13 protein-coding genes are annotated in these 15,693 nt (G+C 47.2%); all 13 read left to right on the forward strand.

The window, feature by feature from the left end; translation table 11 throughout:
- Nucleotides 1-31 precede the first annotated feature (31 nt).
- The 13 genes from addA (at nucleotide 32) to Ami103574_RS06580 (ending at nucleotide 15,660) form a co-directional block, all read left to right on the forward strand.
- A complete protein-coding gene (gene addA, locus Ami103574_RS06520; protein ID WP_163065871.1) occupies nucleotides 32-3,664 on the forward strand; it encodes a helicase-exonuclease AddAB subunit AddA in 3,633 nt (1,210 codons plus the stop codon).
- A 48-nt stretch (nucleotides 3,665-3,712) separates the two neighbouring features.
- A complete protein-coding gene (locus Ami103574_RS06525) occupies nucleotides 3,713-4,783 on the forward strand; it encodes a homing endonuclease associated repeat-containing protein (RefSeq protein WP_163065872.1) in 1,071 nt (356 codons plus the stop codon).
- A complete protein-coding gene (locus Ami103574_RS06530; RefSeq protein ID WP_163065874.1) occupies nucleotides 4,761-6,404 on the forward strand; it encodes a M20/M25/M40 family metallo-hydrolase in 1,644 nt (547 codons plus the stop codon). The genes Ami103574_RS06525 and Ami103574_RS06530 overlap by 23 nt, the downstream gene beginning before the upstream one ends.
- 171 nt (nucleotides 6,405-6,575) lie before the next feature.
- Nucleotides 6,576-8,141: a copper amine oxidase N-terminal domain-containing protein gene (locus Ami103574_RS06535; protein ID WP_163065876.1), complete on the forward strand. Its 1,566-nt coding sequence runs from the start codon at nucleotides 6,576-6,578 to the stop codon at nucleotides 8,139-8,141.
- A 247-nt stretch (nucleotides 8,142-8,388) separates the two neighbouring features.
- On the forward strand, nucleotides 8,389-9,399 hold the full coding sequence (asnA, locus tag Ami103574_RS06540) for an aspartate--ammonia ligase (RefSeq protein ID WP_163065878.1): 1,011 nt from the start codon (nucleotides 8,389-8,391) through the stop codon (nucleotides 9,397-9,399).
- A 297-nt stretch (nucleotides 9,400-9,696) separates the two neighbouring features.
- Entirely contained in the window at nucleotides 9,697-10,899 is a 1,203-nt protein-coding gene (gene sppA / locus Ami103574_RS06545) for a signal peptide peptidase SppA (protein WP_163065880.1), read from the forward strand.
- 119 nt (nucleotides 10,900-11,018) lie between these two features.
- Complete coding sequence (ylxM, locus tag Ami103574_RS06550; protein ID WP_163065881.1) at nucleotides 11,019-11,375, forward strand: YlxM family DNA-binding protein; 357 nt, start codon at nucleotides 11,019-11,021, stop codon at nucleotides 11,373-11,375.
- An 18-nt stretch (nucleotides 11,376-11,393) separates the two neighbouring features.
- Nucleotides 11,394-12,731 (forward strand): signal recognition particle protein, encoded by a 1,338-nt coding sequence (ffh, locus tag Ami103574_RS06555; RefSeq protein ID WP_163065883.1) that lies wholly within the window; start codon nucleotides 11,394-11,396, stop codon nucleotides 12,729-12,731.
- 62 nt (nucleotides 12,732-12,793) lie between these two features.
- Entirely contained in the window at nucleotides 12,794-13,036 is a 243-nt protein-coding gene (gene rpsP, locus Ami103574_RS06560) for a 30S ribosomal protein S16 (RefSeq protein ID WP_163065885.1), read from the forward strand.
- Between the two features lie 17 nt (nucleotides 13,037-13,053).
- A complete protein-coding gene (locus tag Ami103574_RS06565; protein WP_163065886.1) occupies nucleotides 13,054-13,284 on the forward strand; it encodes a KH domain-containing protein in 231 nt (76 codons plus the stop codon).
- Between the two features lie 91 nt (nucleotides 13,285-13,375).
- Entirely contained in the window at nucleotides 13,376-13,873 is a 498-nt protein-coding gene (rimM, locus tag Ami103574_RS06570; RefSeq protein ID WP_163065888.1) for a ribosome maturation factor RimM, read from the forward strand.
- A gap of 10 nt (nucleotides 13,874-13,883) precedes the next feature.
- Nucleotides 13,884-14,633, forward strand: coding sequence for a tRNA (guanosine(37)-N1)-methyltransferase TrmD (gene trmD, locus Ami103574_RS06575; RefSeq protein ID WP_163065890.1), 750 nt, complete (start codon nucleotides 13,884-13,886; stop codon nucleotides 14,631-14,633).
- 19 nt (nucleotides 14,634-14,652) lie between these two features.
- A complete protein-coding gene (locus tag Ami103574_RS06580) occupies nucleotides 14,653-15,660 on the forward strand; it encodes an HlyD family efflux transporter periplasmic adaptor subunit (protein WP_163065892.1) in 1,008 nt (335 codons plus the stop codon).
- The last annotated feature ends 33 nt before the right edge of the window (nucleotides 15,661-15,693 follow it).

The raw sequence follows: 15,693 nt of genomic DNA on the forward strand, positions 1-15,693 counted from the left end.
AGAAAATACATATAGGAATTAGGTTATACGAATGAAATGGACGGAAAAACAGGCGGAAGCAATCAGCCTGAGAAAGAAGAATATGTTGGTAGCGGCGGCGGCGGGTTCAGGCAAAACCGCTGTTTTAGTAGAGCGAATCAAGCAGCTGATTTTGCAGGAAGGGGTTTCCGTCAATGAACTGCTGGTGGTGACTTTTACTAACGCAGCAGCGGCAGAAATGCGGGAAAAGATTGTTAAGGCGGTGACGGCAGAAATTGAGCAGCACCATGGAGACACGACTTTTCTGCGCCGTCAGTTGAATACCATGTACAAGGCTAATATCAGCACCTTTCATGCCTTTGCGCTGGAAGTAATCCGGCGTTTTTTTCACGTGATTGAAATGGACCCCAATTTCAAAATCTGCGACGAGGCCCAGCAGATTATTCTTAAAGGCAGTGCCATGGACAGCCTTTTTGAAGAGATGTTTGAGAGTGGAAACCTAGAATTTACGGACTTTCTCAATCATTACGCCGCCAGCAAGAATGAGAATGCAGTTAAAGAGATGATTCGGGAGGTCTATGAGACCATCCAGAGCGTGCCGGAGCCTTGGGAATGGCTAGATAGCAGTGTAGGCGCGTTGGCTTTGGAGGAAGACGCTTTTACGCAGTCGGAGATTTTTTCGCAGATTTGGCAGCATATCGAAAGAGAGCTTTTTTACGCAAAAGCCAGTTATATGCAGTCGGTAGCACTCTTTGAAGAGGTTGGTGCGGTAAAGTTTGCCGGCAAGTGCCAGGGGGATGTGGCAGCCATAGAGGTAGCCGTAGAGGCCTTTAAAAGAGGAGACTGGAATGGGCTTGGTCAGGCAATCGAAGGCATCTCTTATGCGAGAATGGTGACAACCAAGGATGAAAAAGAAGCCTTTGACGAAGTGAAGGAATTGGCTTCCTTATATCGGGAACGCTGCAAGGAGGCACTGAAAGGACTAAAGGCCGATTATTTCTCCAGGCCTCTAGGGGAGCAGGTGGCGGATATGAATCAAGTCTATCCTTATGCCAAAACCCTGGCCTTGCTGGTTCGCACCTTTGGGGAGTATTACCGGCAGGAAAAAGAAGAGAAAAAGCTTATCGACTTTAGTGACATCGAGCATTACGCCCTGGAAATCTTAAAGAATGACCAGGCTGCCGCAGAATACCGAGATAAGTTCAAATACATTTTTATTGATGAATATCAGGATAGCAATTTGATACAAGATACGCTGATTGCGGCCATCAAACGGGAAGATAATTTATTCATGGTGGGCGACGTGAAGCAAAGCATCTATAAATTCCGGCTGGCAGAACCAGAGCTGTTTTTGGAGAAATACGAGCGCTTTAAAAGCACTGAAACCCAGCAAGATGCCAAACTGGACCTGAATTTTAACTTTAGAAGTAAGGGGTGTGTCATTCAGGCAGTAAATGACTTATTTTCTGGCTTGATGGCGGGCTATGATGCGGATGCGGCTCTCTACAAGGGGGTTGCCTATGAGGGTGAACTGGATTACCCTGTAGAGCTGCATCTGCTGGACCAGAAAATCACCGAGGACATGGAGGTAGACCCCGAGATTCGGGAGCTGAAAGCAGCAGAAATGGAGGCCTTTATAGCAGGCAAAGCCATTCGAGAAACCTTGGGAAAGCCTATTTTTGATATTAAGCTGAATAAAGAACGGCCAATCAGCAAGCGGGATATCGTTATCCTCATGCGAGGGCAGAAAAATTATGCGGATAAATTTCAGCAAGTGTTGCTAGAGATGGACATACCGTCTCATATCAATGACAGTGATGGCTATTTTGACACCTTGGAGATTCAAATATTCTTGAATCTGCTGCGGGTAATCGACAATCGCCGGCAGGATATTCCCCTGATCAGTGTGCTTCATTCCAGCATTTTTGCCTTTACGGTAGAGGATTTGGCTCAGATTCGCAGCCGCTGGAAGGAAGGATCTTATTTTGAGGCCTTTTGCCGTTGCGGACAAGGAGCGGAAGCTGACGGAGAACCAGATGCGGAAGACGGATCCCGGCATTCTGCTATTGAAAAGGATCCTCTGGGGACCAAATGCGCCGCTGTTCTGTCTCAACTGGCGGAATGGAAACAGCTCTCCGAGTTTATGTCACTGGATGAGTTGATTTGGAAGCTGCTATGGGATACCGGATACTATACCTTCGCTGGAGCGCTGCCGGGCGGTACTCAGCGGCAGGCTAATCTGCGGGCGCTGGTGGACAAGGCGGTTCAGTTCCAGTCTGCCCAGATGAAGGGCTTATATGGCTTTATCACCTATGTGGATGCGGTCAAGGACCGAAAGGTGCCTATGGGGCAAGTGACCTTGGTGGGTGAAAATGATGACGTGGTGCGGATTATGACCATTCACAAGAGCAAGGGACTGGAATTTCCCGTGGTGATTGTGGCCGGTTTGGGGCGGCGGTTTAATAATGCCAACGCAAGAAAACCAATTGACATTCATAAGAATATGGGCTTAGGCATTCGCTATGTAGAGCGGGAGCAGCATTTTTATAAAAAGACGATGATTCAGACGGCGATTCAGCATCAGCAGAAGCAAGAGGACATGGAAGAGGAAGTGCGGATTCTCTATGTGGCCCTGACCAGGGCGCAAGACAAGCTGATTCTTTTGGGCAGTGTAAAGGACTTGCAAAAATTTCGAGAGACAAAAGAGATTCTCCCGGAAGCAGACGTGCTCCGCGCCAGTTGCTATCTGGATATGCTTATGCCGTTGATGGGTAAGAGCCAGATTCAGATATACCAGCACGACGCGCAGGAAATCTCTTTCAGCAATACAGAAGATCAGACCCGTAAAGATCAGCTAAGGCAGCTGATACAGGGGATTCCATCCCCAGGGTTGATGGAAGGTCATGGGGCTTCTCCCTCTGTTTATGCCGACTTATATGCCCAGATTGACCGTCAGTTATCCTTTCGGTATGGCTACGAATATGGCCGGCTGCTGAAATCCAAATTTTCTGTCAGCGGACTGAACCGAATCAGTGAAATGCTGGCCCGGGAGGGCCTGGCGGCAGAAGAGTATCAGCGGCTTTATTACGAAGAATCCTATGAGACTGATTTGGCTGTTCCTCAGTTTGCACAGGATGTCAAACTGGGATTTACGGCAGCCGAGCGGGGGACCATCCTGCACAGCGTTTTGGAGCACTGGGATTTCAAAACAGGCTATGAAGTGTGCTCCCAGGAAGAGTCCGAGGCGCTGGCTTATGTGCGAGAGTTTATAACCACCATGGAGCAGCGGCAAATGCTGACGGAAGAAGAAGCGCAGGAAGCCAGAAAGCACGCTAAAATGATTGTGCACTTTCAATGCTCCCCGGCAGGAAAGCGGCTGGCAGAGGCCGAGGAAATCCACAAGGAGGTTCCGTTCAACCTGATGAAACAGATCAAGGGAGAAGACATTATCATCCAGGGTATCATTGACTGCTATTTCAAAGAGAAGGGCCGTTACATTTTGGTGGATTATAAGACCAATCAGCTGCGCCGTCCGGGAGATGCGGATGAACTGGCCTATCTGAAAGAAACGTATCGGGAGCAGATTGACCTGTATCGGGAGGCGCTTGAGGCGGTAAAGGGTGTGCCGGTTCAGGAGGCTTATCTGTACCTGCTGAACGCAGGAGTCACCATTGCATACGACTAGAAGCTCCTAGCGTACCCCAACATGAAGTGAAAAAGTAGAGGATAACTTATGGCTATAGAGGAAAACAAATTAAAAGAATACCGACATACTTTAGATAAACTGGCAGAGAAGGCGGAAGCCGACGGGCAGCTGGAGTACCAGCTGCAATCTCCAGAGCATCGCAAATGGATGGAGATGTACAAAATTAAATCTGTTTCGGGGAGAGCTGTTTATGAGAGCTTTTCTGACGACGATCTCTGTGAATATATCCGCAATCGGGCCAGAGAGTTGGATCATGTGCCAACCCAGAAAGAGGTTTACTGGATTTATCATATGTACATTAAGCACCGCTTCGGCAACTGGCCGAAGGCGCTGAAACAGGCGGTCATGTCTACGAAGGCAGGAAGCGGCGGGGACCGCTACGACGTGGTAGCCCAGCGGGAAAAGCGTTGTCAGGAAATCTTAGAGGAGATCCGGATTAAGGCTGATCAGCTCCATCGTCCGCCTCACTTGACAGAGATGCGAGAGTCTATTGATGGACTGAAATATAAATTTGATACCTGGAGTCAGGTGTTGGAGGCAGCAGGCATCGATCAGGCTTGGAAAAACCAGCATATGGTATTCCGGGTGCCAGACCTGACGGAGGAAGAACTGGCTATGTTGGAAAAAATTCGCGAGAGGGCTGGCCAGTTAGGCCGACCGCCCCTGCGGAAAGAAATAGAAGAAGACGTGAAGGCTGTGCTGAAAGAAAAGTGCAAGACGTGGCGGAACATCCTTTATCAGATTGGCATGAGACCGGTGGAAAAGCCAAAATCTTTCACGGAGACTTATCTGGACGAACGGAAAAACAAAGATCGACGTCACCGGGAAGTGTTGAGTAACGGTACGTACAAGGTGCTCAGCCTCAGTCAAAAGGAGCGGGCCCAGATTGAGAGTCTGCGGGAGTTGGTTCAGGAGTTGGGGCGGCCGCCAATACGGGAGGAAGTGCCAGAAGAGCTGTACACTGGGTTGATTAAGGCTTGCGGCAGCTATAAAAATATGTTGTTTCAGGTGGGTGCCACGCCTTTGGGCAAGGAAGAGGCTCAGAAGGCGAAGCGGAAGTTGAAAGGAGGAGCCCATGACAATAGCGGGCAGAATTGAAGAAAATTTATATAAATATTTAAAGGCTATCACTCATACTGGTACGGCACTGGAGCGTAACAGCGAAGCCTTCTTCCGGGAATGGTTTGATTCCCTGCCTTATTTACGGGAGCATCCGGAGCTTTGCGGGTTTTACCCTCTAGCAAAAGATCGGTTGAATCGGCATATTCCGTGGGCCTTATTGAAGGGCCAGGGCAGCCAGACGGTGATTCTGCTTCACCATACAGATACGGTAGATGTAGAGGACTTTGGCAAGTATGGTGATTTGGCTTACCAGCCGCTAGAAGTGGAAAAGCTTTTTTCTGAGGGAGCGGTAGAACTGAGTCCAGAGGCCAGAGCCGACTTGGAATCGGGACAATGGCTCTTTGGCCGAGGGGCATCGGATATGAAAGGGGGCGGCTGCATTCACCTGTCTCTTTTTGAGGAATATTGCCAGCAGGAGGACTTTGTCGGCAACATCCTGCTGATCGGTGTACCTGACGAAGAAAATCTGTCGGCGGGTATGCGTTCAGCCGTGTATCTGCTGAAAGAGTTAAGGGAGCAGCATCAGCTGTCGTATAAGCTGTTGCTTAATGTGGAACCCCATGACCGGCTGGAGGAGCGAAACATTACCGTATACGATGGTTCCGTCGGGAAAATGATGCCAGTATTTTTGGTCCGGGGTAAGTTAGCTCATGTGGGACAGATTTACAAGGGTCTGAATCCGGTAAATTTGTTGTCGGCTATTGTACGCAAGACAGAGCTGAATCCGGATTTCATTGAAAAGTCCGGCAACACGGTGACACCACCTCCGGCCTGGCTGTATTTTAAGGATCGGAAGGAGACTTATGATGTGTCTCTGCCACTGATGGCAGGGGGCTATCTGTCGGTACTATCTCTGGAGAAATCCCCGAAGGAGATTTTTGAGCAATTGAAAATGCTCAGCTTGGAAGCCTTTGAAGAAGTTCTGGCTGGCATGAAAAAGAGCTATGAAGTCTATCGGAATTTGACAGGCCGGGACTTGGAACATTTGGACTGGAAACCAGAAGTGAAATATTACGGGGAGTTGTATCGGCAGTTGGCCGAGGAACGGGGAGAGGTCTTTCAAGAAGAGATGACGGCGTTCCAACAACAACTGGAGGAGCAGATTCAAGCCGGGTCGCTGGACCGGATTGAGGGAGCCTACCGGCTTATGGAGAATGCTCTCACCTACGACCGGGATTCGTCCCCGCTGGTGGTCATCGCCTTGGCTCCGCCGTATTATCCCAGCACCAACAATGCGATGCTGGAACAGGCTGGAGATATAGATCGACTGCTGGAAAAGCTGGCGGCCTATGGGCTGGACGAGACTGGTTGCGGCATTTATGTGCAAAACTATTTTACCGGCATTTCCGATTTGAGCTATGCCATGTTTACCGCCGATGAGGAAAACATCCGTTATATTCAAGAGAATATGATGTTCTGGGGGGACTTGTATCATATTCCTTTGGATATCATGAAGGAGCAGTCCATGCCGGTGCTGAATCTGGGACCTTGGGGCAAGGATTTGCACAAGTCTACAGAACGGGTCTATAAGAAAGACCTTTTTGAGAACATTCCTAAGTTGGTCGACTTTATGCTGGAGCAGGTGCTTCGTCCGTAAAGGGGATTAGAGCAGCCGGAGGCCGTTTCGTAAACATGGGGTAAAAGAACGGACCTGGGAAAAAAGGATTGGTATTTTTGGACAGAAATGGTAAAATGAAATGAATTCTTGAAAATGTAAAGAAATTTTGAGCTATTGCAGTGTGTGAAGAAAGAGCAGGAGGAGCTTTTTATGAGAAAAAAGATAGCAGTAATTTTATGTATGGTCTTGGGGGCTACGACCTTTTTTGGTTGTTCTGCTGCCGAAATCGGCTATTTGAGTATGAACAAGGAAATCAGCACCCTGGCCTCCTGTGAATTTTCTGGGGCGACAGAGATTTATTATGACGCAGATGCCATCAAAGGGTTTTTAACCCAAGTGGAGGGAAGTGAGGCATTTCTCACCGATGCGCAAGAGGAATTGGATAAGTTTACAGGCCAGAAGACCATTCAGGTAAATTTTGAGGGCAGACAGCAGCTGCTGGAAAAAGACCTGCGGTATGAAATAAACCTCAAGGCAAAGCTGGATGGCCGGGAATGGGACCTGGGACGGTTATATATGGATTCGACCAAAGGCATTTATGTAGAGCGGGATATGCTCATCAAGCTGTACTTGATGTCCAAGGAATTGCTGCCGGAATACAAGGACTCTTATTTTTACAGTGCAGCTTATGAGAAGGACTTGAGAAATGCGTTGGGCACGTCCGAGTATGTGGAGGTTGTTAATGCGGAGGGAACCATGGGATATCTCACAGGAGGTATTTATGGGGATTCGGTCTATGCCTCAGAAGAATTGCTGAACATGGTATTTAATAGTCTTGAGAATATTTTTAAGGGGTATACATCAGGAGCTGTGTCTAGCGTTCAGGGAGGCTACAGCCTTTCTCTGTCCGGAGAACAGTTAATTCCGATGACCTCTAGTTGTTTGGACTATATAAGCAGCAACTTGGATTCGGTTGTCGATGGATTTTATAAGCTGATGATGGATGTGGAGAAATGGTCAGGCGAGGAATCAGAGACGTGGAAGCAGCCGATGAGTAAGGAAGAGCGAACGGAGCTGGCCAGTCAGCTGTCTGCAACGAAAGGACAGCTAGACTATCTGTACAAGAGCGGCCAGCTGGATCTGATAAAACCGTTAAAACTGACCGAGACCGTGAAAAAGTCAGGAAATACCTATACGACGGAGAAGAACCTTTCCATGACCTACCAGGGAAAGAGCTTATTTTATATAAAGAGTCAGGGTTCTTTAATGAAGAAAGATGTGAACATTTCTATACCAGCCGTGGGGACACCGGTAGTGGAAATTAGTCAGCGGCTGGATCAGTTAGAAGCATCTTACAATCCAGTGGTAGCAGCCAAAATTTCCTGGGTAAAGAGCCGTGGATCCGCTGCGGAATACGGAGATGATTACGACGAATACTGGGATGATTATAACTATTGTGATATCTATTACACCAGAGCTCTTCGTTCACCGCTTTCTTCGGAGGAGGAATACGACTGGCTAGAATATAAAAATATCAACAAGGAGCTATACGTGCCGTTGCGGGCCATCGGGGAAGCCCTGGGTCAGGAGATTGGCTGGGACAATGGCAGTCAGACTGCTTACGGAGTCCAAGCTGGAAAGCGGATCGACCTGAACGGAGTACTGGATGCGGATACGGTTTACGTAAAGGTTCGGGAGTTTGAAAAGCTGGGATATCAGGTGCAATATGACGGCAGTAATCCAGAAATTCATGTGGTCAACATCAAAAAAATCTAAAAATTTTGAGATTTTATACAAAAAAGGTATTGATAAGCTGAGATTTTTTGTGTATACTAACGTATAGATGCTTAGATAAGAATCGCAGAAGAAAAAATAATCCGCGGTTTATGGGACAGAAGATCGAAGAATCGAAGCCTGGCCAGGAAAAAGGCAGCGTATTAAAGATCGTACAAAGGGGTGCATTTGTTAATGTGTCCCCTTTTTTCGTTTAAAGCTAATAGCAAGAGAAAAGGAGTTGAAGATTATGTCAAAGTTGATAATCCCTGAGGGGTACACGCCGGTTATTGATTACATGGAGAGTCAAAGAGCCATTAAAAAAATTAAGGATTTCTTTCAGCAGGAACTAGCCTATGGCCTAAGTCTGCGCCGAGTATCGGCCCCACTTTTTGTTACGCCGGAAAGTGGTTTAAATGACAACCTGAACGGGGTAGAACGAATCGTAAGCTTCACTCTGCTGGATATGGAGGAAGCGGAGGTCCAAGTGGTGCAGTCTCTGGCTAAATGGAAGCGCATGGCCTTGGGTAAGTATAATATTCCAGCTGGGCATGGTATTTACACAGACATGAACGCCATTCGGCGAGATGAAGAGTTGGATAACATTCACTCCATTTATGTGGATCAATGGGACTGGGAAAAGACCATCAACAAGGAACAGCGAACCGAGGAGTATCTGGAGGAAACGGTAGTTATCATTTATAATGCCCTGAAGAACTTAGGGGATTATGTAAACCGACTTTATCGTGGACTGCAAACAGAGTTGCCAAATGAAATTACTTTTGTAACGACTCAGGAATTGGAGGACCGTTGGCCAGACAAGACACCAAAGGAGCGGGAAAACCTTATTGCTGAAGAAAAGCGGGCAGTTTTCATCAAAAAGATTGGTGGCAAGCTGAAATCCGGCGAGAAGCATGATGGCAGAGCTCCGGATTACGATGACTGGGATTTGAATGGTGACATCATTCTCTGGAATGAGGTGCTGAACATGGCCTTTGAGATCTCTTCTATGGGCATCCGGGTAGACGAAGAAGCCATGGCAAAACAGTTGAAACTGGCTAATGCGGAGGATCGAAAGGAATTGACTTTCCACAAAGGCATTTTGAACAAGGAAATTCCATATTCCATCGGCGGTGGTATCGGACAGAGTCGGTTGTGCATGTTCTTCTTGCGAAAAGCGCATATTGGCGAGGTACAGGTTTCTATCTGGCCTGAAGATATGGTCCAGGAATGTGAAGAAAACAATATTTTCCTGTTATAGTCTCCATAATCGGTGGACATAAGAGGATAGAAAGCTGTGAGTTTGAGGCTGGTATAGCACTTGGATTCACAGCTTTTTAGTCGGTAAGAGCTATCATCGGCATGGGTGCTTTTCCTTTGAGCCTGCCAAAAAAATGGCGGGATTGGTCTCCTATAGTTGAGAACCGTCGAAAAATGTGATAAAATGATTGTCACGGCGAAAACAGCGGGTTTGGAAAACGGAGCGGGGCAGTAGCTTTAGGCTCTGGGGACCAGATGTACCGCAAGAAATAGAATCTTGAAAGGGGATAAAGAAAAAATGGATGAAGAGAAAAAGGGATCAGAAGGGTCCGTCCACAATGGGCTGATAGATATGGATAATAATATCGCTAAAGAACCTTCAGAAAGCCCGCTAAATGCAGGAATCGGGGCTTCAGACTCAGAGCCTGCCGAAGAAGAGCAGAGAAGCAAGGTATTCAGTCAGCCGGATTTGGCTGGGGTGCGGTTTTACTCCATGGATGGAGAGCGGAATCAGCAGAAGAAAGGACATATGAAAAAAGGCCTGATTATATTTGGCATCATCGTGGCTGTTATTCTGGTGCTGGCTTTTATTATCAACTGGTTCAGTTCAGATGTTTCTAGCAGCAGCGGCAACGTGTATCCAACGGATTCTTATATTGCCCGGTTGAATATAGAAGGAACCATCGCTTCCTCTGGCGGCACCGATTACTTTGGCAGCCCGGTAGGTTATCAGCATCAATGGACCTTAGATACCATCGACGAGTTGATGGACGATGAAAACAACAAAGGCTTGGTTCTCTTTGTGAACAGCCCCGGCGGTGGTGTATACGAAAGCGATGAACTATATTTCAAAATTCGAGAATATCAGGAGCATACGGGCAGACCGGTGTATTCCGCTATGGGCACGATGGCAGCCTCTGGTGGTTACTACATTTCCGCTCCTTGTGATAAGATTATCGCCAACCGAAACTGCTGGACCGGCTCCATCGGTGTGACCTTAGGTACGATGTATGACTTTTCTGGTCTGTTGGAGCGATATGGCGTGAAGACCAATACCATCACCTCCGGAGCCAATAAGGCGATGGGTAGCCCGGTAGATCCGATGACGGATGAGCAGAGGCAGATCCTCCAGTCCCTGGTGGACGATGCGTATGACCAGTTCGTTGGACTGGTGGCCGAAGGCCGCCAGATGGATGAGCAAAAAGTTCGGGCGCTGGCCGACGGACGTATTTATACGGCTAAGCAGGCATTGTCTCTAGGACTGATTGATGCAATCGGTACCTATGATGAAGCCGTAGCAGACATGCAGGATACCTACGATCTGAGAGATTGTGATGTAGTGGAGTTAGATGATGAGGAAGTTTCTTTGTTAAGTTCCCTCTTTGGCAACGTGGAGTTGCCTGCCATAGGTGCTAAAGGTGATGTGGCATCCATCGTGGAGCTCATGAACGAGGGCAATGAATTTCCAATCAGCTATATGTGCAATGTATTAAAAAAATAAATAGAACAACATTTCATCGGTGTCAAGAAAAAAACCTTGACACCGGTTTTTATTTGTGGTAAATTTTTAAAGGTGTCAAGTTCACAAGCTTGGCAGCAAGAGGAGAAAGGACACTCATCATGTTTGATAAAATTGCAGAAGTCAGCTTGTTATATGATTTTTATGGAGAGCTGCTTACGAACAGGCAGCGAGATGCCATGCAGCTTTATCATGAGGAGAACTTGTCCCTTTCAGAGATTGCACAGGAGTTTTCTATCAGCAGGCAAGGCGTACACGATGCCTTGAAAAATGCGGAAAAGGCCCTGTATGAATACGAACAAAAACTGGGACTGGTCAGCAAGTTTGCCAAGACCCGCCAAGCAGTGGAGCAGATTGACAGCAGGCTGGACCAGATTATAGAAGAAAACAGCGACCATCAGAAGCTGATCGGTCAATTAGCGGACATCAAAGGCATCATCGACAAGCTCGATGAATGATGAGAATCGGAGGTCCAGATGGCATTTGAAAGTTTATCGGATAAGCTGCAAGGCGTATTTAAAAAATTAAAAGGAAAAGGGGTCCTGACCGAAGCGGATATCAATGACGCCATGCGGGAAGTCAAGCTGGCGCTTCTGGAAGCAGACGTGAACTTCAAGGTGGTCAAGGACTTTGTGGCCGCCGTCAAGGAGAAATCTTTGGGAAGTGATGTTCTCGAAAGCCTGACTCCGGGACAGCAGGTTATTAAAATTGTCAACGACGAGCTCGTTTCCCTCATGGGGGGAGCTAACAGCAAGCTGACTTATTCCCCGAGAGGATTTACGGTCTTGCTGATGGTGGGGTTGCAGGGTACAGGTAAGACGACTACCTGCGGCAAATTGGCCAATTATTTGAAGAAGAACGGTAAGAAGCCGATGCTTTGTGCCTGTGACATATATCGGCCGGCGGCTATCGACCAGCTGGAGGTAGTGGGCAAGAACGTAGATGTGCCGGTGTTCACCATGCGGGAATGCAGAGAGCCGGAGGTCATCGCTCAACATGCCCTTAAAGAGGCAGAGCTGCGGGGTTACGACGTACTGATTGTGGATACGGCGGGTCGGCTGCAAATTGACGAAGCGCTTATGGACGAGCTGGTACGGGTAAAGAAGGCGATTAAGCCTCATGAAATCCTGTTGGTGGTGGATGCCATGACGGGTCAGGATGCGGTCAATGCGGCGACTGGCTTCGATGAAACCCTAGGCATAGACGGCGTGATTATGACCAAGATGGACGGCGATGCCCGAGGTGGTGCAGCCCTGTCGGTCAAGCAAGTCACTGGAAAGCCGATTAAGTTTATCGGTATGGGAGAAAAGTTTGACGCTTTGGAGCCATTCCATCCAGAACGGATGGCCAGTCGAATCTTGGGTATGGGAGACATGCTCAGCCTAATTGAAAAGGCTCAGGAGAATTTTGACGAATCCAAAGCTGACGAGCTGGAGCAAAAGATTAAGAAAAACCAGTTTACGCTGGATGACTTTTTAGAGCAGATGGGCCAAATCAAAAAGATGGGCGGCATTGGTAAGCTGCTGGACATGATACCGGGAGCCAATACGAAGGCCATGAAAAACGTGGATCTGGAAGATAGCCAGAAAGAATTTGCCCAGATGGAGGCTATCATCCTTTCGATGACGAAGGCTGAGAGAAAGGATCCGTCTCTTTTAAACGCCAGCCGGCGCAAACGAATTGCGGCAGGTTCTGGTCAACCCGTGAGTAAGATCAATACGTTGATTAAACGATACGATGAGGCCAGAAAGATGATGAAGCAGTTTACCAACATATCGGGAGGCAAGCGCAAGCGCATGTTCAGAGGTTTTTAAATTCAGCAATTCGGACTGGGTTTAGATATATATTTTTAAAGCATATTTAGGAGGAATAAAAAATGGTAAAGATCAGATTGAAAAGAATGGGAGCAAACAAGAAGCCTTTTTACAGAATAGTGGTAGCAGATTCCAGAGCACCTAGAGACGGCAAGTTCATCGAAGAAGTTGGTACGTACAATCCACTGACCGATCCGGCTACTGTCATCATCAACGAAGAACAGGTAACAAAGTGGTTGGGTAACGGCGCACAGCCGACTGAGACAGTAAGAGCACTTTTAAAGAAATCAGGAATCATTAAATAAGAAAGCGGTGAACTGTAATGGTAAAACTCGTGGAAGTAATTGCTAAGTCCCTTGTAGATGACCCGAGCGCAGTTGAAGTGAAAGAGGTAGAAAACAAGCAGACTATCGTGATCGAACTTAGAGTTGCACCCAACGATATGGGGAAGGTGATTGGCAAGCAGGGACGAATCGCAAAGGCCCTTCGCACGGTTGTCAAGGCCGCCGCAACAAAAGCAAATAAAAAGGTTGTCGTGGAGATCATCCAGTAGGGGTCCCCAGTCAATGCGATAAGAGGGTATTTCAGAGGTTGAAATTCCCTCTTATTTGAATTTATGAAAGCGTGAAAAAAGGATGACAGAGATGGAAAAAATTAAAATAGGTCAGATTGTCAATGCCGTTGCCTTAAAAGGAGAGGTGAAGGTTTATCACTATTCCGACAGCAAAGAGCGGTTTGAGGACTTGACATATATTTATATAGAAGAAAAGAAAACAACGATTCAGCAAGTGCGTTACATGAAGGATTTAGCGATCCTCAAATTGGAAGGCGTAGACGACCGCGATGGCGCTGAGGCGTTGAAGGGTCGGGACGTGTATATCGATGAGGGACAGCTTCGGCAGCTGCCAGAGGGAACGTATTACATTCGGGACCTGATTGGCTTAGAAGTCCGGGACCAGGAGGAAGCCCATCTCGGACGATTGAAGAATGTGATTCAAAACAGGGCTCAGGACTTGTACGAAATTGAATTGGAAAACGGAAAGGTAGCTTTGATACCAGCAGTAGCAGAGTTTCTTTTAGACATAAATATGGAGCAAAAATATATCAAAGTTAGGCTGATTGAAGGCCTTTTAGACCTATAAGGGAAGACACATGAAGATAAATATACTGACTCTCTTCCCAGAGATGTTTGAGCCGATCATCGGCGGCAGCATTTTGGGAAGAGCCAAGAAAAAAGGAATATTGGAAGTAAACCTGCTGAACATCCGGGACTTTAGCCAGGACAAGCACAAGAAGGCTGACGACTATCCTTTTGGCGGCGGAGTTGGCATGGTCATGCTGGCCGATCCGATCTTTCGAGCCATGGAGGCGGCAGGGGCTCAGGGAAAGCGGGCTTTTTACATGTCTCCTCGCGGAAAAGTTCTGGACCACGAAACCATCTGCCAAATCTCACAGGAGGAAGAAATCGTCATCCTGTGCGGTCATTATGAAGGGGTGGATCAGCGGGTATTGGATTACTGGAATATGGAAGAGGTCTCCATAGGAGATTATGTGCTGACCGGAGGAGAACTGCCTGCTATGGTGTTGATTGATTCGGTAGCCCGGCTGATACCGGAGGTTTTGGCGGGAGAAGCATCTGCCCAAGAAGAGTCCATTTATTCCGGTCTTTTGGAATACCCTCAATATACCAAGCCCCGGGAGTATCGAGATTTGATGGTGCCGGAAGTACTTTTTAACGGCAATCATAGACTTATCGCGCTCTGGAAGTATCAGAAGTCGCTGGAATTAACCAGGGACCGGCGTCCCGACCTGTTTCAGAAGTATTTGTCCAGTCATGGGGACTTAACGAAAGCGGAACTGAAAATATTAAAGGAAGTTGAAAGTGCAGTGAAAAGGGTGTAAAATAGTAGGGGTGAATATTTTGACAAAGGGAAAAAAGCGAGGCCTGCTGCTATACTTGATTGTAGTCATCATATTGGGTGTGGTTACGCAGCTGGTGCCCCAAGTAACCGGGGCTTTGACGAAGACGGAGATTCTTCAATATGAAAACATGCAGATTACCGATGATGTAACCTGCTATTTTGTCAGAAATGAAACGGTGCATCTGGCTCAGACCGCAGGGACTATTAACTATTACATTGAAAACGGTATCAAGGTGCGAAAGAACACTAAGATTTTAGATATTACCCCTCACGCGGCCAGCGCTGATGCGGAAACCAAGTATGGGGATATGATTACTCGGCTGGGCAGCAGCGACGTAACGCTGACTCAGATGAGCAGTGCCAAGACTGGGGTCGTCAGCTATTATGTAGACGGCTACGAGGGCTACTTTACGCCGGAAAAGATGGAACGCATCAAGTATGAAAATGTGAAAGATGTGGAGTTTAAGCCAGTTAATTTGACCCGAAAGACGACTTTGGCCGGAGAGCCTCTCTTTAAAATTTGCGAAAACAATTACTGGTATATGATTGCTTGGGTAGAACCCGGTAACATTGCCAAGTATGAGGTAGGGCGAAGCGTTAAGGCAGATTTGCCTATGGGGCAGGTGAAGGCTACCGTGGAACAGATTGTGGATCAAGGTGAAAAGTGGCTGGTTATTATGAAGACCACGGTCTTTTATGAAGATTTTGACAAGCTGCGGAGCACAAAGGCTACAATCATCACTCAAGATTATTCTGGAATTACAGTACGAAATTCCAGCATCACTACAGAAAAAGGTGTTATAGGCGTTTACATAAAATCAAAGAATGGCGATTTCATCTTTAAACCGGTGAATATTATCACCAGCGATGGCGATTATTCTCTGGTCTCCGTGTCCAATTTCTACGACAAAGAAGGCAAGGAGGTTTCTACGGTGGAGATCTACGATGAAATTTTAAAAAATCCAAAGCAGGACTATAAGTCTGATGAGAAAAATACAAAAGAATGAGTTACGCAGATAAGCGATGAATAGAAAAAGAGG

Origin of the sequence: Aminipila butyrica, assembly GCF_010669305.1 — a bacterium.
GTDB classification, from domain to species: domain Bacteria; phylum Bacillota; class Clostridia; order Peptostreptococcales; family Anaerovoracaceae; genus Aminipila; species Aminipila butyrica.